16 protein-coding genes and 1 tRNA gene are annotated in these 21,883 nt (G+C 67.5%); 10 read left to right on the top strand and 7 right to left on the bottom strand.

Annotated elements, in window-relative coordinates:
• The first annotated feature begins 190 nt into the window (after window positions 1–190).
• Both dapE and HUW53_RS10670 read left to right on the top strand, forming a co-directional pair.
• Window positions 191–1,375, top strand: a complete 1,185-nt coding sequence (gene dapE, locus HUW53_RS10675; protein ID WP_237345743.1) for a succinyl-diaminopimelate desuccinylase — start codon at window positions 191–193, stop codon at window positions 1,373–1,375.
• Between the two features lie 21 nt (window positions 1,376–1,396).
• Window positions 1,397–2,158, top strand: a complete 762-nt coding sequence (locus HUW53_RS10670) for an alpha/beta hydrolase (protein WP_237345742.1) — start codon at window positions 1,397–1,399, stop codon at window positions 2,156–2,158.
• A gap of 48 nt (window positions 2,159–2,206) precedes the next feature.
• On the opposite strand, the gene HUW53_RS10665 is transcribed toward HUW53_RS10670, so the two are convergent.
• From HUW53_RS10665 to HUW53_RS10655, 3 genes are all read right to left on the bottom strand, one after another.
• The gene (locus HUW53_RS10665; protein WP_237345741.1) at window positions 2,207–2,743 is read right to left on the bottom strand and encodes a queuosine precursor transporter; all 537 of its coding nucleotides are present in this window, start codon (window positions 2,741–2,743) and stop codon (window positions 2,207–2,209) included.
• A gap of 62 nt (window positions 2,744–2,805) precedes the next feature.
• Window positions 2,806–3,111: a 50S ribosomal protein L28 gene (gene rpmB, locus HUW53_RS10660; RefSeq protein ID WP_237345740.1), complete on the bottom strand. Its 306-nt coding sequence runs from the start codon at window positions 3,109–3,111 to the stop codon at window positions 2,806–2,808.
• Window positions 3,112–3,490: 379 nt separating this feature from the next.
• Complete coding sequence (locus tag HUW53_RS10655) at window positions 3,491–5,929, bottom strand: transglycosylase domain-containing protein (RefSeq protein WP_237345739.1); 2,439 nt, start codon at window positions 5,927–5,929, stop codon at window positions 3,491–3,493.
• A 375-nt stretch (window positions 5,930–6,304) separates the two neighbouring features.
• Here HUW53_RS10655 and HUW53_RS10650 point away from each other — a divergent pair, with 375 nt between their 5' ends.
• The 5 genes from HUW53_RS10650 to HUW53_RS10630 all read left to right on the top strand — a co-directional run bounded on the left by HUW53_RS10650 (window position 6,305) and on the right by HUW53_RS10630 (window position 12,958).
• Window positions 6,305–7,465 carry a c-type cytochrome gene (locus HUW53_RS10650; RefSeq protein WP_237345738.1) on the top strand — a complete coding sequence of 387 codons (1,161 nt, stop codon included), beginning with the start codon at window positions 6,305–6,307 and terminating at the stop codon, window positions 7,463–7,465.
• Between the two features lie 230 nt (window positions 7,466–7,695).
• Window positions 7,696–10,503 (top strand): [protein-PII] uridylyltransferase, encoded by a 2,808-nt coding sequence (locus tag HUW53_RS10645; protein WP_237345737.1) that lies wholly within the window; start codon window positions 7,696–7,698, stop codon window positions 10,501–10,503.
• A gap of 293 nt (window positions 10,504–10,796) precedes the next feature.
• A complete protein-coding gene (gene mnmA, locus HUW53_RS10640) occupies window positions 10,797–11,966 on the top strand; it encodes a tRNA 2-thiouridine(34) synthase MnmA (RefSeq protein WP_237345736.1) in 1,170 nt (389 codons plus the stop codon).
• Window positions 11,967–12,147: 181 nt separating this feature from the next.
• Window positions 12,148–12,795, top strand: a complete 648-nt coding sequence (locus HUW53_RS10635) for a class I SAM-dependent methyltransferase (protein ID WP_237345735.1) — start codon at window positions 12,148–12,150, stop codon at window positions 12,793–12,795.
• Window positions 12,796–12,881: 86 nt separating this feature from the next.
• Window positions 12,882–12,958 (top strand) — tRNA-Met (locus HUW53_RS10630).
• An 885-nt stretch (window positions 12,959–13,843) separates the two neighbouring features.
• Here the strand turns inward: HUW53_RS10630 and yihA are convergent.
• The 3 genes from yihA to HUW53_RS10615 form a co-directional block, all read right to left on the bottom strand.
• Window positions 13,844–14,506 (bottom strand): ribosome biogenesis GTP-binding protein YihA/YsxC, encoded by a 663-nt coding sequence (gene yihA / locus HUW53_RS10625; RefSeq protein ID WP_237345734.1) that lies wholly within the window; start codon window positions 14,504–14,506, stop codon window positions 13,844–13,846.
• 150 nt (window positions 14,507–14,656) lie between these two features.
• Window positions 14,657–15,844, bottom strand: coding sequence for a methyl-accepting chemotaxis protein (locus HUW53_RS10620; RefSeq protein WP_237345733.1), 1,188 nt, complete (start codon window positions 15,842–15,844; stop codon window positions 14,657–14,659).
• A 465-nt stretch (window positions 15,845–16,309) separates the two neighbouring features.
• The gene (locus HUW53_RS10615; protein ID WP_237345732.1) at window positions 16,310–17,224 is read right to left on the bottom strand and encodes a LysR family transcriptional regulator; all 915 of its coding nucleotides are present in this window, start codon (window positions 17,222–17,224) and stop codon (window positions 16,310–16,312) included.
• A 149-nt stretch (window positions 17,225–17,373) separates the two neighbouring features.
• Between HUW53_RS10615 and HUW53_RS10610 the strand changes: the two genes are divergently transcribed.
• The 3 genes from HUW53_RS10610 to mmsB all read left to right on the top strand — a co-directional run bounded on the left by HUW53_RS10610 (window position 17,374) and on the right by mmsB (window position 21,245).
• Window positions 17,374–18,870, top strand: coding sequence for a CoA-acylating methylmalonate-semialdehyde dehydrogenase (locus tag HUW53_RS10610; RefSeq protein WP_237345731.1), 1,497 nt, complete (start codon window positions 17,374–17,376; stop codon window positions 18,868–18,870).
• Between the two features lie 255 nt (window positions 18,871–19,125).
• A complete protein-coding gene (locus tag HUW53_RS10605; RefSeq protein WP_237345730.1) occupies window positions 19,126–20,277 on the top strand; it encodes an acyl-CoA dehydrogenase family protein in 1,152 nt (383 codons plus the stop codon).
• Between the two features lie 71 nt (window positions 20,278–20,348).
• Complete coding sequence (gene mmsB, locus HUW53_RS10600; protein WP_237345729.1) at window positions 20,349–21,245, top strand: 3-hydroxyisobutyrate dehydrogenase; 897 nt, start codon at window positions 20,349–20,351, stop codon at window positions 21,243–21,245.
• A gap of 121 nt (window positions 21,246–21,366) precedes the next feature.
• Here the strand turns inward: mmsB and HUW53_RS10595 are convergent, their stop codons facing one another.
• The gene (locus HUW53_RS10595) at window positions 21,367–21,816 is read right to left on the bottom strand and encodes a DUF805 domain-containing protein (RefSeq protein ID WP_237345728.1); all 450 of its coding nucleotides are present in this window, start codon (window positions 21,814–21,816) and stop codon (window positions 21,367–21,369) included.
• Window positions 21,817–21,883: the final 67 nt, after the last annotated feature.

Below are 21,883 nucleotides of genomic sequence, written 5' to 3'. Positions count from 1 at the left end.
AATTGGCCGGGTTTCGGCGGACCGCGCGGTGTGCCGGGCGCGGGATGCGGGAGATCGTCCCTCACCCAACCCGCGTTTCCGGCCTCCGTGGGGCCGCGCGATGAAATCGCTGGCATCACCGCGGCTGTTCCCGCTAATTCGGGAGCCGCCGGAGGATCTCGCTGTCCTCGTCCCTGAGAAGGTGTCCTTGATGACCTCGACCGATCCCGTCAAGCCCGTTGCGACGTCCGCCGAGGCGCTGGACCCGGTGGCGCTCGCCACCGCGCTCATCCGCGCCCCTTCGGTGACCCCGCAGGCACAGGCGGCCCTCGACATCGTGGCCGATCTTTTGGCGGATGCGGGCTATCGGGTGGAACGGCTCACATTCGACACCGGCGGCGTGCCGGTGGTCAATCTCTATGCGCGCATCGGCACCGATGGTCCCAACCTGTGCTTCGCCGGCCATGTGGACGTGGTGCCCGTGGGCGACGCCGCCCGCTGGAGCCATGGGCCCTTCTCGGGCGAGATCGCGGGCGGTCGCCTGTTCGGCCGTGGCGCGGTGGACATGAAGGGCGCGGTGGCCGCCTTCCTCGCCGCCGCCTTGCGCCACGGGCAGCCCCGGAAGGGTTCGCTCTCCTTCCTCATCACCGGTGACGAGGAGGGGCCGGCCCTCGACGGCACGGTGAAGGTGGTGGAATGGTTGAAGGCCAAGGGCGAGACCCTCGACCATTGCGTGCTCGGCGAGCCCACCAATCCGGCGGTGCTGGGGGAGGTCTTCAAGATCGGTCGGCGCGGCAGCCTTTCCGGCGTGGTCCGCGTGCAGGGGGTGCAGGGGCATGTGGCCTATCCCCACCTCGCCGACAATCCGGTGCCGCGGCTCGTGCGCCTGCTGTCGGGCCTGATCGCCGCGCCGCTCGACGCGGGGTCCGCATTCTTCCCGCCGTCGAATCTCGAACTGGTGTCGGTGGACGTGGGCAATACCGCCTTCAATGTCATTCCGGCGGAGGCCACGGGGCGTTTCAATGTGCGCTTCAACGACCACTTCTCCCTCGCCAGCCTGAAGGCGGACATCCGCCGTCGGCTGGATGCGGCCGGCGAACCCTATGACCTCACCTTTCCGCCCGGCGCGAGCGAGAGCTTCATCACCGCGCCGGGGCCGTTCGTGGACTTGGTCGCCGGGGCGGTGGAGGCGGTGACCGGGCGGCGGCCGGAGGCCTCCACCTCCGGTGGCACCTCCGACGCGCGTTTCATCAAGGACCTGTGCCCGGTGGTGGAGTTCGGCCTCGTCGGCCAGACCATGCACAAGGTGGACGAGGCGACCTCGGTGCGCGACCTTCAGGATCTTTCGACCATCTATGGCGAGATCATCACGCGCTATTTCGCGCATTTTTCCTGACCGATCGGGAGAGCGGATGCCATGAGCGCCACCGAAACCGCCTATCGCCTCGACGTGGAGGGCCGCGGCATCGCGGTGCGCGCGCTGGCGGGCGGCACGCCCGGCATATTCTGGCTGGGCGGCTTCAAGTCGGACATGACGGGCACCAAGGCGGAGCGCCTTGCCGTGCTCGCCGCCGCGCGCGGCAACGCGTTCGTGCGCTTCGATTATTCCGGCCATGGCGCCTCCGGCGGCGCGTTTGAGGAGGGCACCATCTCCCGCTGGCTCGAAGAGGCGCTGGCGGTGTTCGCGCAGGCGACCGAGGGGGAGCAGGTGGTGGTCGGCTCGTCCATGGGCGGATGGCTCGCCCTGTTGCTGGCGCGGACGCTGGCGGCGCGGGGCGAGACGCGGCTGAAGGCCCTGGTGCTGGTCGCGCCGGCACCGGATTTCACCGAGGCGCTGATGTGGGCGCGCTTCCCGGCGGAGGTGCAGAGCGAGATCACCGTCACCGGGCGTTTCCTGAAGCCGACGCCCTATGGCGACGCGCCCTATGTGATTACCCGCGCCCTTATCGAGGACGGGCGCGCGCATCTCATCCTGGGGGCGCCGTTCACGGTCGGGTGCCCGGTGCGGATCCTGCAAGGCGCGCAGGACGAGGACGTGCCGTGGGCGCACGCCATGCGCCTCGTGACCTGCCTGGCGGAGGATGACGTAGTGTTCTCGCTGGTCAAGGACGGCGATCACCGCCTGTCCCGGCCCGAGGACCTGGAGCGGCTGGCGCAGGTGGTGTCGGAATTCCTGTGAGCCCGGTTCCGGGAGAGGCGGCGGGCGCCGGTGGCGCCCGCGTGACGCTCAGGCCTCCGCGGGGGAGGTGGTCGTGTCGTCGGTCGGCGGGGTCCAGGCGGACATGCGGCCGATGAGATAGCGATAGGGCGCGAGGAACAGAGCCACCATGGCCATTTTCACCAGATAGTCCGCCACCGCCCAATTGGTCCACGGCAGATCGGTGCCGGAGAAGGCGAGGGTGAAGAACACCCAGGTGTCGAGGGCCGATGAGAGGCCTCCCGACAGCGCCGGCGGCATCCACCAGGCCTTCTGGCGCAGCGCGCTGAACACCGTGGCGTCCAGCAGCTGCGCGACGATGAAGGCGGTGCCCGAGGCGAGCGCGATGCGCGGCGACGCCAGGAGCGCCGACAGGGCCAGCGCCAGGCCGAACCCCACATAGATCACCTGCCGGGTGCGCACGAGCCCCAGCCGCCGGTTGGTGAGGTCGTTCACCAGGAAGGTGAACGGATAGGTGAAGGCGCCGTAGGTGAGGTAGTCCTCAAGGCCAAAGGGCGTGAACGGGATCTGCACCAGGATGTTGGCCGCAAGAACCGCCGCGCACATGGCAAAAACCGCGAGCGTGAACGCCCGCGGTTCGGACCACTCAAGACGTGGAGATGGACGCATCAGGCGGCGGGAGCCGCTTCCGGAGCGTTCATGGCCTTCACGACGAGGCGCTTCAGCTCAAGCGCGCGGGGCGACAGCTCTTCATCGTGCGCCTTCTTGAGGAAGGCGTCGAGGCCGCCGCGATGATCCACGCTCTTCAGCGCATTGGCCGAGATGCGCAGGCGCACGGAGCGGTTGAGAATCTCGCTCTGGAGCGTCACGTTGCACAGGTTCGGCAGGAACCGGCGCTTGGTCTTGCGGTTCGAATGGCTCACAAGGTGGCCGGTCAGCACCGCCTTACCGGTCAGATCACACCGCCGGGACATGGCAAAAGTCCTTCTTCGTCTTATCTGGGCGCAGGGAACGCCAGATGGGGCGGCTTGCCTCTGATTATCAGAGTGGCACCCCACGGCACTCACCCGCCGGATCGGGAAGCGGCTCGTATAAGGGGGCGGCGGCCCGCCGTCAAGGTCGGCGCCCGTAAACGGCGGGCGCGGGGTGCGGAGTTCCGGCCGAATGCCTCTGAACATGCGCCCTTGCGGGCCGATCCGGCGGGACCGGCTCCGTGCGCGGCGGGGTGCGGCCGCGGGCGCCACGAAGCGGGTGGCGGGGGAATCGCCCAGGTTGAGCGCCGCTCGGGCGACTCGGATGGCGCGCCATGTGCTCCACCGGGCGCTTCCGCTCCCGCCGCCGGCTGGCGTGGCCTCAGCGCCGGCCCTGGCCGAGGAAGGTCTCGGCGAACCAGCGCTCCAGGGTCATGGGCGGCTCGCCGCCCTGGGGCTCGCCCACGGAGCTTGGGGGCAGGCCGGGTTGGCCCGCCATCGCCGGCGGGCGGTCGTCGGGCAGGTTCTCGGGCGCGAGGGTGCCGCCCGGAGCGCCATAGCCGAAGCCGCCGAAGCCGGCGGTCCGGGTGCCGCCGGGCAGCTCGGCCACGGGAACGCCCTGGTGCGCCACCTTCATGTAGCGGCTCCAGATCTCTACCGGCAGGTTGGCGCCGGAGGCCTTCTTCGTGGGTGAGGAATCGTCGTTGCCGAGCCACACGGCGGTGACGAACCGGGCCGTGTAGCCCACGAACCAGGCGTCGCGGTAATCCTGCGAGGTGCCGGTCTTGCCGGCCGCCTCCCAGCCGGGCAGGTCGGCCCGCCGGGCGGTGCCGATCACCAGCGTCTGGGTCAGCATCTGGTTCATCTCGGCCGCATAGGCGGGGTCCATGACGCGACCGGGGCCGGAGCCGGCGCGCTGGAACAGCACCTTGCCATCGGCATCCTTCACCGTGTCGATGACATAGGGGATGATGCCGATGCCGCCATTGGCGAACGGCACATAGGCGCTGGCGAGCTCCAGCACCGACACTTCCGAGGTGCCGAGCGCGATGGAGGGGTTGGGATCGAGCGGGGAGGCGATGCCGAGCCGGTGGGCGGTCGCCACCACCGCCTTCGGCCCCATCTCCAGGGCGAGGCGCACCGACACCGTGTTCAGCGACAGGGCCAGGGCGGTGGTGAGCGTCACCGGGCCGCGATATTCGTGGCTGGCGTTCTCCGGCTTCCAGCCCTTGAGCTGGATCGGGGCGTCCTCGCGCACAGTGTCCGGGGTCAGGCCGGCTTCCAGGGCGGTGAGATAGACGAACGGCTTGAAGGCCGAACCGGGCTGCCGGCGCGCCGTCACCGCCCGATTGTACTGGCTTTCCTGATAGGAGCGCCCACCCACCAGCGCCTTCACCGCGCCGTCCGTGTCCAGCGAGACCACGGCGCCCTGTCCCACGCCGTATTTGGCGCCGGACTTGGCGAGGGTCTCCTCCAGCGCCTTCTCCGCCGTCTGCTGGAGATTGGGATCGATGGTGGTGCGCACGGTGACGTCGCCGGACAATTCGCCGACGTAGGAATCAAGCTGCTCCATCACCCAATCGGCCACATAGCCCATGGAATCGGGGGTCTTGGCGCGAGCCACCTGGGCCGGCTTGGCTTGCGCCCCGGCAGCCAGCTCGGGCGAGATCATGCCTTGCTGCCGCATGGCGGCGAGCACCAGGGCGGCGCGGGCCTGGGCGCCCTTCAGGTTGCGCGTGGGGGCAAGGCGCGAGGGCGAGTTCACAAGGCCCGCCAGCATGGCCGCCTCCGCCAGCGTCACCTGCCGCGCGGATTTGCCGAAATAGCGCTGGGCCGCCGCCTCCACCCCATAGGCGCCGGACCCGAAATAGACCCGGTTGAGGTACAGGTCGAGAATCTGGTCCTTGGTGAACTTGGTCTCCAGCCACAGCGCCAGCACCAGTTCCTGGATCTTGCGGGAGGCGGTGCGCTCCTGGGTCAGGAACAGGTTCTTGGCGAGCTGCTGGGTCAGCGTCGAGCCGCCCTGCCGCAGGCGCCGCGAGGTGAGGTTGGTCACCAGCGCCCGCAGCAGGCCTTCCGGGTCAAGCCCGAAATGGCTGTAGAAGCGCTGGTCCTCGATGGCGACGAAGGCCTTGGGCAGGTAGGCCGGCAGTTCCGCGATGGGGACCGCGACGCCCCCCATGTCGCCGCGCACCGCCAGCGTCTTGCCGTCGGCGGCAAGGATGGTGACCGTGGGCGGGCGCTTGGGGATCATCAGCGTCTGCATGGGCGGCAGCTTGGACGCCTCATAGGCGATGACGCCGATGATGGCGATCACGCCCCACACCGCGAGGATGAAGCCCCATTTCACGAGGGTCCAGACGAACGAGCGCCGCCGCCGGCCGGATCGGCCGCGCTCGGGGGCCGGCTTTTCTGGCTTGGTCCTGCCGCGCCTCTTGTCCTGCCCGCTCAGCTCGCGATCTCCTGTGCCACGGCGCGCCTCAGGTTCCGGCGCCAAGATGTGGGGCGCGCCGCCTCGCGCGGCGGCTCTCGGGGGCGGTGCCCCCGGTCCCGTGTCGTCCACTTCGCCCGCTGGAGGAGCGTTCCGGGCGGCGTCGCCGCCGCTGACCTTGGCGCCGGCGCGACCGGTGCTCAGCGGCGGCACGCGGTCGAAGCGGTCCACCGGCGGCGGGTCGTTTCGGACCGACCGCGCCTTGCCCCGTGGCGCCTTGGGCGCGGCGAGGGGGCGGTCTTCGGGCGAGAGGCGGATCTCGAAGCCCGTGTCCGCGCGTTCCATAGCCGGCTCGCGCGGCCCGCCCTCGCTGTACCCTCGCGTCGCCATCGGCCGTCCTGTCGCTCCGCCGTGTTCTACCTGTCCCCTTCCAGCACTCAATTGGGGCGAAAACGGCAGTTGCGCGGTCTCCCCTCGCATCTTTCCGTATCGCCCGCTCGGGGCGAAGTCTGCCGGGGCGGGGGTGAAGGGGCGGTTAAGCGGCGCATCGGGCTTTCCGCTCGCGCTCCCGCCCTTCCTTAAGGTTCACTTAAGGTTCGCCATTCAAAGGTCCGAAGGCATTTTTTGCCCGCGTTCGCGGTGTGGGGCGGGCAAAAGCTGTCGAGATTTCATGTCAGTATAACATTTGTATGGTCTTGTATTTTCGGCGTGGCGAAGGCTGTTTTTGGCATCTTCCAAGATCGAAAAAGCAAACCGGAGGGACAAGTGGACTATCCTCTTATCGGCGGCTATGTGGCGACGTTCTTGGTTGCCATCGGTTATTTTGCCTATAACGACAGCGCGCGACAGGTTCCCGCGACCGTGCCCCAGAAACAGGCCGCCGCCGCGTCGGCCGCGACCGCCATGTCGGTCCGGACTGTGGCGGCGGCGCCCGCCGGGGTCGCCAAGGATGGTGCCAAGGAGCCCGCCAAGGACGTAGCGAAGGCGCCGACCGGTGCCGCGCAGCCGGCGGAGGCGGGGGGCTGGACCGTTCCCGATGTGGATGGGCTGCCCGACAATGCCTTCGGCCGCATGGTGCGCAGGGGGCGCGAGCTGACCCAACGGACCTTCGCCCATCTGGGACCGGAGGTTGAGGATCCGGCGATGCGCTTCGCGGGCAACAACCTGGCCTGCCAGAGCTGCCATCTTGACGCGGGCACCAAGGAGTTCGGCTTGCCGTTCGTCGGCGTCTTTGGCGACTTTCCCCAATATCGCGGGCGTGAGGGGCGGGTGGCCACCATCGAGGACCGGGTCAACGGCTGCATGACGCGCAGCATGGACGGCAAGCCGCTGCCGTGGGATTCAGAGCCCATGGTGGCGTTCGTCACCTACATCAAATTCCTGTCCTCGAACCGGCCGGTGGGCAAGCCGACGCCGGGTCGCGGCACCCCCAAGATGGCCGAGCTGTCGCGGCCGGCGAGCCCCGAGAAGGGGGCGATCGTGTTCCAGGAACACTGTGCCTCCTGCCACGGCCCGGAGGGGCGCGGCAAGCGGGTCGGGGTCGCGGGCGACGGCAAGGGCTATGAATTCCCGCCCCTGGGCGGCACCGACACGTTCAACAACGGCGCCGGCATGGCGCGGCTCATCACCGCCGCCAGCTTCGTGCGGGCCAACATGCCGTTCGGAACCAGCCACGATGCGCCGGTCCTGACCGTGGAAGAGGCCTGGGACGTGACCGCCTATGTGGAATCCCTGGATCGGCCGCAGCGCGAAGGGATCGAGACGGATTATCCGAACCGGACCGAAAAGCCGGTCGATGCCGCCTATGGTCCCTTCCCCGACACGCTGCCGGCCGCGCAGCACAAATACGGCCCGTTCCAGCCGATCCGCGACGAGATCAAGAAGCTGAAGAACAAGGCCGCGGACGCGGCCAAGACGGCGCATTGACGGCAGGTCGTGGCCTCGGTCGCGGGGGCGTGGCGCGCCCCCGCCGACGCGACGACCACCGGTCCTGAGCCGCCCCTGCCGGCTCCTGGACCCGTGGGGCGCCATCTTGGCGGGGTTCTGGGGGGCGGAGAAAGGTCGGCGCGCGGGCTTGCGCGCCGACCCTCGCCGGGGCGCGATCTTTGCGCTATTCATAAGGTCTTGCTTCCCCATGCCAGATCCAGATCGATTAAATGCCCGTCATCCGCACCCCCAAAGCCCATCGCACCATTGGTGAACCGTTCGAGGGGCAAAGGCTCCGGACCGAGGTTCGAGAGATCGCCAAGGCGCATCAGGGCAAGGATCTGGAGCTGCGCAACGCGGTCGTGGCCTATCTCAAGGGCGCCATGCAGCAGGCGCGGGCCGAGGCCGAGCGCCTGCTGAAGGAGGACGGCTGCGGGCGCTGCTGCGCCATGCGCCTGTCCGCGTTCCAGGATGCCATGATCGCCAGCGCCTACGAGGTGGCGACCACCATCCTCTATCCGGCGGACAATCCCTCCCGCTCCGAGCGCATGGCCATCTCGGCGGTGGGCGGCTACGGCCGTGGCATGCTGGCGCCGGGCTCCGACACCGACATCCTGTTCGTGCTGCCCTACAAGCAGACCGCCTGGGGCGAGAGCGTGGCCGAGGCCATTCTCTATATCCTGTGGGATCTGGGCCTGAAGGTGGGACACGCCACCCGCTCGGTGGACGAATGCCTGCGCCAGGCGCGGGCCGATTTCACCATCCGCACCTCGATCTTGGAAGCGCGCTTCCTGGCCGGCGACAAGGCGCTGTTCCACGACCTGGAAGTGCGCTTCGACAAGGAAGTGGTGGAGGGCACCGCCGCCGAGTTCGTGGCCGCCAAGATGGCCGAGCGCGAGGAGCGGCTGCGCCGCGCCGGCCAGTCGCGCTACCTAGTGGAGCCCAATGTCAAGGACAGCAAGGGCGGGCTGCGCGACCTGCACACCCTGTTCTGGATCGCCAAATACGTCTACCGGGTGCAGACCACCAGCCAGCTTGTGGCCAAGGACGTCTTCACCCGCGAGGAGGCGCGCCTGTTCACCCGCTGCGAGGATTTCCTGTGGTCGGTGCGCTGCCACCTCCACTTCCTCACCGGCCGGGCCGAGGACCGCCTGTCGTTCGACGTGCAGCGGGAGATGGCCCAGCGCCTGGGCTACACGGAGCATCCCGGCCAGAAGGACGTGGAACGCTTCATGAAGCATTACTTCCTAGTGGCGAAGGACGTGGGCGACCTCACCGCGATCCTGTCCGCCGCCCTGGAGGAGCACCAGGCCAAGCCGGTGCCCGGCCTGCGGGGCATGGTGGAGCGGCTGCGTCCCGGCCACCACCGCAAGGCGCCGCTGAAGGACAGCCCGGATTTCATCCTCGACCACGACCGCCTCAACGTGGCCGACGCCGAGGCGTTCAAGCGCGACCCGGTCAATCTCATCCGCATCTTCCATGTGGCGGACAAGCGGAATCTGGCGCTGCACCCCGATGCCATGCGGTTGATGGCGCGCTCGCTCCCCCTCATCGACGCCAAGCTGCGCGACAGTCTCGAAGCCAACCGCCTGTTCCTGGAGGTGCTCGCCTCCAGGAACGCGCCGGAGACCGTGCTGCGGCGCATGAACGAGGCGGGCGTGCTGGGCCGCTTCCTTCCCGAGTTCGGGAAGATCGTGGCCATGATGCAGTTCAACATGTACCACCATTATACGGTGGACGAGCATCTGCTGCGCTGCATCGGCATTCTTTCGGAGATCGAGCACAAGAGCAATCCGGAGAACGGGCTCGCCAACGAGCTGATGGCCAGCGTCAAGAATCGCAACATGGTCTATGTGGCGATGCTGCTGCACGACATCGCCAAGGGCCGGCCCGAGGATCATTCCACCGCCGGTGCCCGCATCGCCCGCCGCCTGTGCCCGCGGCTCGGCATGACGCCGGTGGAGACCGAGACCGTGGCCTGGCTGGTGGAACAGCATCTGGTGATGTCCACCGTCGCCCAGTCGCGCGACCTATCGGACCGCAAGACCATCGAGAATTTCGCGGCCGTGGTGCAGAGCCTGGAGCGGTTGAAGCTGCTCACCATCATCACCACCGCCGATATCCGCGCGGTGGGGCCGGGCACCTGGAACAGCTGGAAGGCGCAATTGCTGCGCACCCTCTATTACGAGACCGAGCCGGTGCTCACCGGCGGCTTCTCGGAGGTGGACCGGGGCAAGCGCGTCATCGCCGCCCAGGGCCAATTGCGCCACGCCCTCACCGATTGGCCGGCGGAGAAGGTGGAGACCTACCTTGCCCGCCACTATCCTTCCTATTGGCTGCGCCTGGATCTTGAGGCCAAGCTGCGCCACGCCCGCTTCATCGACGCCACCGAGGCGGCCGGCGAGAGCATCGCCACCCAGATCACCATGGAGCCGGGCCGGGGCGTGACCGCGCTCACCGTGCTGGCGCCGGACCATCCCAAGCTTCTGTCCATCATCGCCGGGGCGTGCGCGGCGGCGGGCGCCAACATTATGGACGCCCATATTTCCACCACCACCGACGGACTTGCCCTCGACACCATCGCCATCCGCCGCGCCTTCGAGCGCGACGACGACGAGGAGCGCCGCGCCGGCCGTGTCCGCGAGGCGGTGGAGCAGGCCTTGAAGGGCGAGGTGCGCCTGCCGGAGGTGATGGCCCGGAAGCTGCCCAAGGGCCGCCGCACCTTCTCGCTGGAGCCCGAGGTGACGGTGAACAATTCGTGGTCCAACCGCCACACGGTGGTGGAGGTCTCGGGCCTCGACCGGCCCGGCCTCCTGTTCGCACTCACCAACACCTTGTCGCGGCTCAACCTCAACATCGCATCCGCCCATGTGGCCACCTTCGGCGAGCGGGCGGTGGACGTGTTCTATGTGACCGATCTCATGGGCGCGAAGATCACGGGCGCGGCCCGCCAGTCCGCGATCCGGCGGGCCTTGGTGGCCGTGTTCGAGGGTGCCATGGACGATGAGGACGCGCCGCGCCGCGCCGCGCGGGCCTGAGGCGCGGGCGCCCGCAGATCACGAAGCATGACCGACCTGCGCGGAAGTTCACGCCGCGCAGGTCCCGATCCGCGCGTAGTTGTGTCCTGTATCTATCTGGCGTGAAATGACTTTCATCGGTCCTGCGCGGCGTGCTGGGCCGCCTGGCCGCGCCGCGAGAGCGGCGATGGCCACTTTTTCGCCTTGCTCCGGTGGCCAGAAAGGTGCGAGCAAGTTGCAATCTGGCTGGAGGCCCCTGCGGGAGGCCTCGTATTCCGTGGCCCCTCGCTCCCGTGCGGCACCAAGACCTGAGCATGAGCACCGATCCGACCCTTCTCGACAGCGCCGGCGATCCGGCCGCCACCCGCGTGGTGGTGGCCATGTCGGGTGGCGTCGATTCGTCGGTGGTGGCGGCGCTGCTGGCGCGGGCGGGGTACGACGTGATCGGGGTCACGCTCCAGCTCTACGATCACGGGGAGGCGGCCCACCGCCGCGGCGCCTGCTGCGCCGGCCAGGACATCTATGACGCGAGCGAGGTCGCCCGCACCCTCGGCATCCCGCATTATGTGCTCGACTATGAAAGTCGGTTCCGCGAAGAGGTGATCGACCGATTCGCGGCGAGCTACGCCTCGGGCGTCACGCCCATTCCGTGCGTCGATTGCAACCGCACGGTCAAGTTCCGCGATCTCCTCGCCACCGCCGAGGAACTGGGCGCGCAGGTGCTCGCCACCGGCCATTATGTGTCGAGCCGTGGCCTGCCGGACGGGCGCCGCGCCCTCTTCCGGGCGGCGGAGGAGGCACGGGACCAGAGTTATTTCCTCTATGCGACGACGGCGGCGCAGCTTCAGCGCCTGCGCTTTCCCCTGGGTGACATGAGGAAGGGCGACGTGCGCGCGCTGGCTGCACAGTTCGGCCTGCCGGTGGCGGACAAGCCGGACAGTCAGGACATTTGCTTCGTGCCCGGTGGCAATTATGCCGAGGTGGTGGCGCGACTGCGCCCGGAGGCGGCGCAGCCGGGCGACATCGTGCATCTCGACGGGCGCTTGCTCGGCCGCCATCGCGGGGTGATGCATTACACCATCGGCCAGCGCAAGGGGCTCGGCATCGCCAGCCCCGAGCCGCTCTATGTGGTGGGCATCGACGCCGCGCGGGGCGAGGTGAGGGTCGGACCGCGGGAGGCCCTGATGGTGCGCACCGTGACCATGGGCGACGTGAACTGGCTGGGCGAGGGGGCGTTCGCGGAGGCCTGCGCCAAGGGGATCGAGGTGCAGGCGAAGGTGCGTTCCACCCGCCCGCCGGCGCCGGGCTATCTCGGGCTTGAGGACGGGGCGCCGGTGGTGCATCTCGCCGCGGGCGAAGAAGGCGTTGCGCCCGGACAGGCTTGCGTGCTCTACGATAGCGCCGGTTCCGTTGCGCGCCTGCTGGGCGGTGGCACCATCGTCAGGGCGGAGCGCGCCGCGCGCCCCATGGCGCAAGTGGCGTAGACGCCGGCCTGACGCGCTGAGGCGGGTCCCCGTCCGCGGGGGGCGCGGTGCGCGCGGCCGGAAGGCAAGAGACAGGGCCGCCCGGGCGTCTTTGGATGCCGCGGGGCGCGGCCCCGAGGGATGGATCGGCCGGGCAGGGCGTTGGTGGTCCCCGCAGGGACGAGGCTGGGAGAAGGCGAGGATGGCGGTTCAATACGATCTCGAGGGTCAGAAGCGCGCCTATGCCAAATGGGCACCCATCTACGACAAGGTTTATGTGAAGCTGCTGGCGGATGCGCAGCGCAAGGCGGCCACCACCGCCGCCGCCTGCGGGCCAGACATTCTGGAAGTGGGCGTCGGCACCGGACTGGTGCTGCCCTATTATCCGAGGAATGTGCGGGTGACGGGCATCGACCTGTCTTTCGACATGCTGCGGAAAGCGGTGGAAAAGAAGGTGGGACGTGGGCTGAAGCAGGTGGGCCTGCTGGCGGCCATGGACGCCTGCAACCTCGGCTTTGCCGACGAAACCTTCGATGCGGTCACGGTGCCGTTCGTCATCACCTTGGTGCCGGACCCGGAAGGCGCGCTCGACGAGATGTACCGGGTCCTGAAGCCCGGCGGCGAGATCGTGGTGGCCTCCAAGCTCGGCGCCGACGAGGGGCCGGTGATGCACATCGAGCAGGCGCTGGCGCCGCTGGTGAAGAAGGTGGGCTGGAGCATCGCCTTCAAGGCGTCGCGTCTGCGGAACTGGGCGGCGCGCTATCCCGACATGGAGGTGGTGGAGATTTCACCGGTGTTCCCGGTGGGCTTCTTCAAGCTGGTGCGCATCAAGAAGAAGAGGAAGGTGTAAGAGTCGGTTCCCTTCCTTGACAGGGGCGAACGCTCGCCCCTATAAGCCCGCTTCTAGCCGATGCGCAGCGTCGCGTCGGCGGGTGTGGCAGCGTAGCTCAGTTGGTGAGAGCGCCGGATTCATAACCCGGAGGTCGGCGGTTCAAATCCGCCCGCTGCTACCATTAAAATCAAGGACTTGGCGCCTGAAGCCAAATCGCCCGAAAATCGCAAGTCGCCCCAAAATCGTAGCCACCCAAGAAGCGCAAGTCGCCGGCGCCACTACGGTAGAGCTGGCGCCGAATAAGCCTTTCCATCCGCGCCCCAGGGGTTCCGACATCCGCAGGGGGGCCTCCCTTCGCTGGCTCAGTCGCGGGTCGATGGCGCGTTTATGGTTTGTTCCGAACGGCCCTTGCAATTTGCGTCTTGAGGGTGTCCCGCGGCGAGCAGCGATTTCGGTCCCGGCCTTGATCGTTTTCGAGGAGAACGCGGGGCAAGGTACCTCTCATGTCACCATCATGTCGGACGACCACACGGCGCTGTCGTGGAGGCCGGTGACGGCGGTGTTCGTAGGATGCGTCCGAGGGCCATGGCGGATGCCACCGGGACGTCGATTCGGTCCCCCGCCTTCACTGTCTCGAACGCGTCTCTGAAGGCGGTGCCGGCGCCCGCCCGGTTCGTCGCCGCGTGGAGATCGCCGGCCTCCGCATCCGACCACGCCGTTGAGCCTCTCGGCAAAGCTGGGATTGTAGGAGGGCTTGAACTGCCGTCCGGGATGCGGGGCGCGGCCATGGCGCCTCCAGTCTGTCGCGCCGAGAGGGGATGTGATCGCGCCGCGCATGCGCCAGACAAGCCCAGCTCCCCGCCCAGCGGGCTCCTCAGTCTCAGTCAATCCACGACAGCATTTTCGGATTGCAAAATCGCTTCACGCTCTTGCTGAAGCAGATCTCGCGCGGCGATAGGGCTTTGAGCGCGCCCCTTTTGTCAGAGGTTGGCGCCCACCCTTGAGCATTCGCATCTTCTTGCTTAACGACGCTCAAAAGAACTTTCTTGGAATAAACAAGATGGATCTAGAGCCGCTCCGACACCAGACGCGCGATCGCCGCGCGCAGCTCGGGAAAACCCTCGCCCGTATTGCTTGAGGTCGGAAATATTTCCGGATAAGCGGCCGCCCGCCTGCGAATCTTCTCCTGCGCCTCGGCCAGGACTTGAGGCTGTGCGGTGGGTTTCACCTGATCGATCTTGGTCAGCACGATGGCGTAGGACACTGCGGCCTTGTCGAGGAGATCCAGAATCTCTTCGTCCACCGGCTTGATGCCGTGGCGGGCATCGATGAGCACGAATACGCGCCCGAGGTTCACCCGCCCGCGCAGATACGCGCGGATAGTGCGCGTCCAGGCCTCCACCTTGTCTTTCGGCGCCTTGGCGAAACCATAGCCCGGCATATCCACCAGGGTCAGTTCCGGCTGCGCGCGAAAGAAGATGAGTTCTTGCGTCCGGCCGGGGGTCACCGACGTCCGCGCCAGCGCCTTTCGGCCGGTCAAGGCGTTGACGAGGGACGACTTGCCCACATTGGAACGCCCGGCCAAAGCCACCTCAACGCCCTGCATGGGCGGAAGCACCTCGATGGTGGGCGCCGCGGAAATGAACTGCCAGTCGGCGGCAAACATCAGCCGGCCCGTTTCGAGGAACGGGTCGGCATCGGGGGCAGTGTCGGGAGCGCGTTCGGTCATGATGCCTTATCCTAGAGCGCGCGCTCCGGCGCAAGGCATCCCGCTCAGACACGCGACATCGTCCCATTGCGGCCGGCCGCCATTTTGGGCCCAGCCCCGCTGCCGTCCCGCTCCCAACCGGGACCGGGACGGCATGCCCGCGCGCGGGTTTTAAGCGGCCTTCAGCTCGGCGATGAAGCTGCGCAGCTTGTTCTGGAGCGTGTTCGATTCGGTGCCGATGGTGGTGGACGAGGACAGCAGGCTTTGCGCCACCGTCTCGGTTTCCACCGCCGCCCGGGAGACGTGGGAAATGTTCTCCGTCACCACATGGGTACCGTCCGACACCTGGCTGATGGAGCGCACGATCTCGCGGGTGGCGCTGCCCTGCTCCTCCACCGCCGAGGCGATGGACGTGATCGCATCATTGACGCTGCCGATGGTTTTTAGAATGCCCTCGATGGCGGATGCCGCGCGATTGGTGGAATTCTGGATGGCGGCAACCTTGGTTGAAATCTCCGAGGTGGCCGACGCCGTCTGCGACGCCAGCTGCTTCACCTCGCTGGCGACCACCGCGAAACCCTTGCCGCTGTCGCCAGCGCGCGCGGCCTCGATGGTCGCGTTGAGGGCCAGAAGGTTGGTCTGGCCGGCAAGGCCGGAGATCAGGTCGACCACATTGCCGATACCGGCCGCAACCGCGCTCAGTTCGGCCATGATGCCGGCGGTCGCCTTGGCTTCGCCGACGGATCCCTTCGACAACTCGGCCGAAAGGTCGATCTGGCGGCCGATTTCATCCACCGATGCCCCCAACTCCTCCGAAGACGAGGCGACCGCCGAGATGTTCGCCGCGGCCTGCTCCACCGTGGTGACCACGACGGAGGTTTCATCGGAGGTCTTCCTCGCGGACCCGGCCAATTGCCGTGCCGCCGCCTGCAATTCCTGCGAGGTGCTTTGGAAGGTGCCGATCAGGCTGGAGACTTCCGCCTCGAACCGGGCGGTCAATTCCTCGACCCGCGCCACCCGCGCGTTGGCGGCCTGCTCCGCGAGGACGCTGTCATGGATGTCCACGAGGGATCCGCAGGCGCGAACCGCCTTGCCGGACGCATCATGAACCACGCCCCCCGTCGCCCGAAACCAACGGTAGCTGCCGTCTTTCATCTTCAGGCGGTAAGTAATATTGTAGATCGACTTCCCGCTGGTCTTCTTCAACGCTTTCGCGAATGCGGCAAACGTTCGGTCGGAATCTTCCGGATGCAGCTTTCCGGCCCATGAGCCGACCACATTCGGAAAATCGTGTTCGGCACTATAGCCGAGCAGGCGACGGAATTCATTGGTCCACGTCCATTTGCTCTGCGGATGCATGGCGTCCTCATTGATGAGGACAGCATCCCAGAGTCCAACTCCACAGTAATTGCCGAGAACCGAGATCAGTTCATCACTCTTTTTTCTTTGCCCCAACATGGTGCAGTTTCCCCCGTGCACAATCCATCGCAGCAGTCATCGTCCTGAAGGGACGAAGATCCTGGCCCTGTGTCGTTTCATGGGGGCGCGGCTTCCCCCGGACATGCGCGACGGCGCCCCCATCGGCAGGCAGTATATTCAGCTTCCATTTGAACGCGAGACGGATTTTCCGAAAATGCGTCGCTCCGCGGGCCGGTGCACCGGCGCGGTGTGTGAGCGAACGCATCCGGCCCGGTCGAAGGCCGTGTCGATGGCATAAGGTGCTGGACTACGGACGCGAATCGACCCCCAGCATCTGCCGGCGCGGCGCCAGCATGACGACGGGGTCGCTCTGTCCCCTGCGGCCTACGGCAGCTTTTCACAACACTAACTGTTCAGAAATACGCCGCGCCCCTTCTGGACTTCTTCGGCGATGAAATCGGCGGCCACGCGAATGCGAGCCAGGTCGCGCATGTCGGTGTGGGTGATGAGCCAGAACGTGCGGGTGATGCTTACTTCGTCCTTCAGCACCGGCACCAGCGCATCCTCGCCCTCGCCGCCGAAGAGGGCGCCCATGAAGCAGGGCAGCACGCATACGCCGGCGCCGCCCCGCGCCGCCGTGAGCTGGGCCACGAGGCTGGAGCTTTTCACCCGCACCCGCAGGTCCTTGGCCACCAGCGGCGCATAGTCGAGCTCCGGCGCATAGATCAGCTCGTCCACATAGCCGATGAAGGCATGGCGCTCCAGCGCCGCCCGGCTCTCGATGGCGCCGTGACGGGCGAGATAGCCCCGCGAGGCGTAAAGGTGCAGCCGGTAGTCGGTGAGCTTGCGGGCGTGCAGCCGCCCCTCCTTGGGCCGGCTTAGGGAGATGGCGAGGTCCGCCTCGCGCTTCGACAGGGAAAACAGCCGGGGCATGGCGAGCAATTGGATGTCGAGGTCGGGGTGGGTCTCGGCCAGTACCGCGATGCGCGGCGCCAGGAAGAAGGTGCCGAATCCGTCGGGCGCGCCGATGCGCACCGTGCCGGCGACGCCAAGATCGGCCCCGCCGATGGTGCCCTGGGCCGTCAGCGCGAGGCTTTCCATGCCTTCCGCCGCACTCATCAGCCGCTCACCCGCGGCGGTGAGGCCATAGCCATGGGGCCGACGGTCGAACAGCTTGGCGCCCAACGTCGCTTCCAGCGCCGCGATGCGCCGGCTCACCGTGGAATGCTCGACGCCAAGGCGCGCCGCCGCCACAGTAAGCCGCCCGGTCCGCGCCACCGCGAGGAAGAAGCGCAGGTCCGACCATTCGAAGTCCGCCATCCGCCTTTCCTTCTCGTTTATTTTCGCACATGGAGCGTGCGAAGATTGCCCTTTATGTGCACAAAAGGATAGGGCATCGTGCCCGCAACAAGGTCGCCGCAGCGGCCGCAAAAGTTCTGGAAACGCATCGACCGGGAAGGACACGCATCATGCGCGAGATCGGCCATTTTATCGGCGGCAAACATGTGGCCGGCACCTCGGGCCGCAAGGCCGACGTGTTCCAGCCCATGACGGGCGAGGTGATCGCTTCCGTCGCCCTGGCCAGCACGGCCGAGATGCGGGCCGCGGTGGAGAATGCCAAGGCCGCGCAGCCGGCCTGGGCCGCCACCAATCCCCAGCGCCGCGCCCGCGTGCTCATGAAGTTCCTGGAGCTGGTGCAGCGCGATTATGACGCCCTGGCCGAGCTGCTCGCCCGCGAGCATGGCAAGACCATTCCCGACGCCCGCGGCGACATCCAGCGCGGCCTGGAGGTGATCGAGTTCTCCTGCGGCATTCCCCACCTCATGAAGGGCGAATACACCGACGGCGCCGGCCCCGGCATCGACCTTTATTCCATGCGCCAGGCGCTTGGCGTGGTGGCGGGCATCACGCCGTTCAACTTCCCGGCCATGATCCCCATGTGGAAGTTCGGCCCCGCCATCGCCTGCGGCAACGCCTTCATCCTGAAGCCGTCGGAGCGTGATCCCGGCGTGCCCATGCACCTCGCCGAGCTGATGCTGGAGGCGGGCCTGCCGGCCGGCATCCTCAATGTGGTGAACGGTGACAAGGAGGCGGTGGACGCCATTCTGGACGATCCCGACATCCAGGCCATCGGCTTCGTGGGCTCGTCCGCCATCGCCCAGTACATTTATGCCCGCGGCACGGCCAACGGTAAGCGGGTGCAGGGCTTCGGCGGCGCCAAGAACCACATGATCATCATGCCCGACGCCGACCTCGACCAGGTGGTGGACGCCCTGGTGGGCGCCGGCTACGGCTCGGCGGGCGAACGCTGCATGGCGATTTCGGTGGCGGTTCCGGTGGGGGAAGCCACCGCCGACCGCCTCATTGAAAAGCTGGTGCCCCGCGTCGAGAGCCTGAAGATCGGCCCCTCCACCGACCCCTCCGCCGATCTCGGCCCGCTGGTGACCCGCGAGGCGGTGGCGCGGGTGAAGGGATATGTGGACACCGGCGTGGAGGAAGGCGCGAAACTGCTGGTGGACGGGCGCGACTTCACGCTCCAGGGCTATGAGAACGGCTTCTACATGGGCGGCTGCCTGTTCGATCATGTCACGCCCGACATGCGCATCTACAAGGAAGAGATCTTCGGGCCCGTCCTCTGCGTCGTGCGCGCGCCGGACTATAAGGAGGCCCTGCGCCTGCCCACCGAGCACGAATATGGCAACGGCGTCGCCATCTATACCCGCGACGGCGATGCGGCCCGCGATTTCGCGGCCAAGGTGAACGTGGGCATGGTCGGCATCAATGTGCCGATCCCAGTGCCGCTCGCCTACTACACCTTCGGCGGCTGGAAGCGCTCAGGCTTCGGCGACCTCAACCAGCACGGGCCGGATTCCATCCGTTTCTATACCAAGACCAAGACCGTCACCTCCCGCTGGCCTTCAGGGATTAAGGACGGCGCGGACTTCGTCATCCCGACCATGGGCTGAGGCCAGCCCCGTCCCCGACCGCGCCGTGCCGCCGCCCGAGGCCGCACGGCGCCCCTTTTCCGAACCGGGCCGGCCATGCTGATCTGCTGCCAATGCGATGGCCGGCTGATCCAGGACCCGCACGGGAGCCTTCGGCCCCCTCGCCCCCTTATAGCATTTCCGGTGAACTCCACTTCACCGGAAATGCTCTAAGTCTTTGTTTTGTAGCAATTCCAGGCGCAAAACCGCTACACACTTTTGCTGGAATTGCTCTAGATGAGTGGCGCGCCAGACATGTTCACCCTCTCCGACGACCAGATCGCCATCCGCGACATGGCCCGCGATTTCGCCACGGCGGAGATCGCCCCCAACGCCGTGGCCTGGGACGAGGCCAAGCATTTTCCGGTGGAGACCCTGCGCGCGGCCGCCGCCCTCGGCATGGGCGGCATCTATGTGCGCGAGGATGTGGGCGGCTCCGGCCTCTCGCGGCTCGATGCGGCCTTGATCTTCGAGGCGCTCGCCACCGGCTGCCCCGGCACCGCCGCCTATCTCTCCATCCACAACATGGCGACCTGGATGATCGACCGCTTCGGCAGCGACGACCAGCGCGCCCGATGGGTGCCGCAGCTCGCCACCATGGCTTGCCTTGCCTCCTACGGCCTCACCGAGCCGGGTGCCGGCTCGGATGCGGCGGCGCTCAAGACCCGTGCCGTGCGCGACGGCGACCATTACATCGTGGACGGGCAGAAGCAGTTCATTTCCGGCGCCGGCGCCTCCGACATTCATGTGGTGATGGTGCGCACCGGCGGTGGCGGGCCGAAGGGCATTTCCACCCTCGTCATCCCCGCCGATACCCCCGGTCTCTCTTTCGGCGCCAACGAGAAGAAGATGGGCTGGAACGTGCAGCCCACGCGCGCCGTCATCTTTGAAGGGGTCAGGGTGCCGGTGGCCAACCGCCTGGGCGCGGAGGGCGAAGGCTTCAAGATCGCCATGGCCGGGCTCGACGGCGGCCGGCTCAATATCGGCGCCTGCTCGCTCGGCGGCGCCCAGGCCGCCCTTGATAAGGCACTCGCCTACATGCGCGAGCGCAAGGCGTTCGGACAGCGGCTCGACGCCTTCCAGGCGCTGCAATTCCGCCTCGCCGACATGGCGACCGAACTGGAGGTGGCGCGCACCTTCCTGTGGCGGGCCGCCGCGGCCCTCGACGCCAAGGCTCCCGATGCCACGAAGCTTTGCGCCATGGCGAAGCGGGTCGCCACCGACACCGGCTTCACCGTCGCCAACGACGCGCTCCAGCTCCACGGCGGCTACGGCTACCTCGCCGATTACGGCATTGAAAAGATCGTGCGCGACCTGCGTGTGCACCAGATCCTGGAAGGTACCAACGAGATCATGCGCCTCATCGTCGCCCGCACCCTGATCGGGTGAACGGCGGGCGCCGGCGCCACAACCGGCGCGCCGAGCGCAGGCGAAGACAAAACCACACGGGGAGGAACCACATGGCCAGCATTGCATTCATCGGCCTCGGCAACATGGGCGGGCCCATGGCCGCGAACCTCGTCAAGGCCGGGCACACCATCACCGGCTTCGACCTGTCGCCGGCCGCCGTCGCGGCGGCGCAAGCGCGCGGCGTGAACGTCGCCGAAAGCGCTACGGCGGCCGTCGCCGCGGCCGAGGTGGTGGTCACCATGCTGCCCTCCGGCAAGCATGTGGTCGGTGCCGCCACCGGCGCCGAGGGCCTGTTCGCGGCGGCGAGGCCCGGCACGCTGTTCATCGATTCGTCGACCATCGACGTCGCCTCCGCCCGCGCCTTCCATGAGGCCGCGAAAGCCGCCGGCCATGCCAGCGTCGATGCCCCCGTGTCGGGCGGCGTCGGTGGGGCGGAGGCGGCCACCCTCACCTTCATGGTGGGCGGAACCGACGGCGCCTTTGCCGCGGCGCGGCCCTATCTGGAGGCCATGGGCCGCAAGATCGTCCATTGCGGCGGCGCGGGCGCGGGGCAGGCGGCGAAGATCTGCAACAATATGATCCTCGGCATCTCCATGATCGCGGTGTCGGAAGCCTTCGTGCTGGGCGAGAAGCTCGGCCTCTCCCATGAAGCGCTGTACGAGGTGGCGTCCACCTCCTCCGGCCAATGCTGGTCGCTCACCACCTATTGCCCGGTGCCGGGGCCGGTGCCCACCAGCCCCGCCAATCGCGGCTACCAGCCCGGCTTCGCCGCCGCCTTGATGCTGAAGGATCTGCGCCTGTCGCAGGACGCCGCCGACACGGCCGGCGCCGCCACCGCGCTGGGTGCGGCCGCGACCGCGCTCTACACCGCCTTCGCGGAAGCCGGGAACGACGGCAAGGATTTTTCCGGCATCGTGGAATGGATCCGCGATCGCGACGACACCTGAGACCAAAAATCTCCAGCCCACTCCGCGCTTGACCGAGGCCGGGGGTATCGGACCACGCACAAGACAAAGGGCCGGATGACACCCTGTCATCCGGCCCCTTTGCGTACACACACCCATCGCCTCAGGCCGCTGGCGGATAGGGGTAGGGCGAGGGGCCATAGGCGTTGTCGCGGGGGTCGGAGGGCTGCACGAACCAGAACAGCAGCACCAGGAAGCCGATGACCGGCAGGAACAAGATGAGCACCCACCAGCCGCTGTGCCCCACATCGTGCAGCCGCCGCACGGTCACCGCGAGCGTGGGCAGGAACAAGGCGAGCGACACGAGGTGCGGCAGAATGCCGACGCTGTGCACCCCCCACATCATGCCCCAGCCCTGTCCCATGGGCCCGTCATTCTCGGTCATGACCTCGGTCATCATCTGCCCCATGAACAGGGCGCTCAGGATGGCGATGACCAGGGGCACCAGCAGCAGGAACAGCTCGAACCACCAGAACTCGCTGCGCGAGGCTCGGCCCTGAAACACCGCATATTTCGACAGGCAGGTTTTGACCGCCGTCCCGAAATCCATCATCGCTCCATCCCCCATCTCTGCCGTGAAGGTAAAGAGTCCTGAGGTCCGCGGAAAGGGCGATTCGCCA

Source organism: Xanthobacter agilis, assembly GCF_021730435.1.
In the GTDB taxonomy this organism is placed as follows: domain Bacteria; phylum Pseudomonadota; class Alphaproteobacteria; order Rhizobiales; family Xanthobacteraceae; genus Xanthobacter; species Xanthobacter agilis.
Note: the sequence above shows the minus strand (reverse complement) of the source record. Positions and strands in the feature narration are given on the sequence as shown.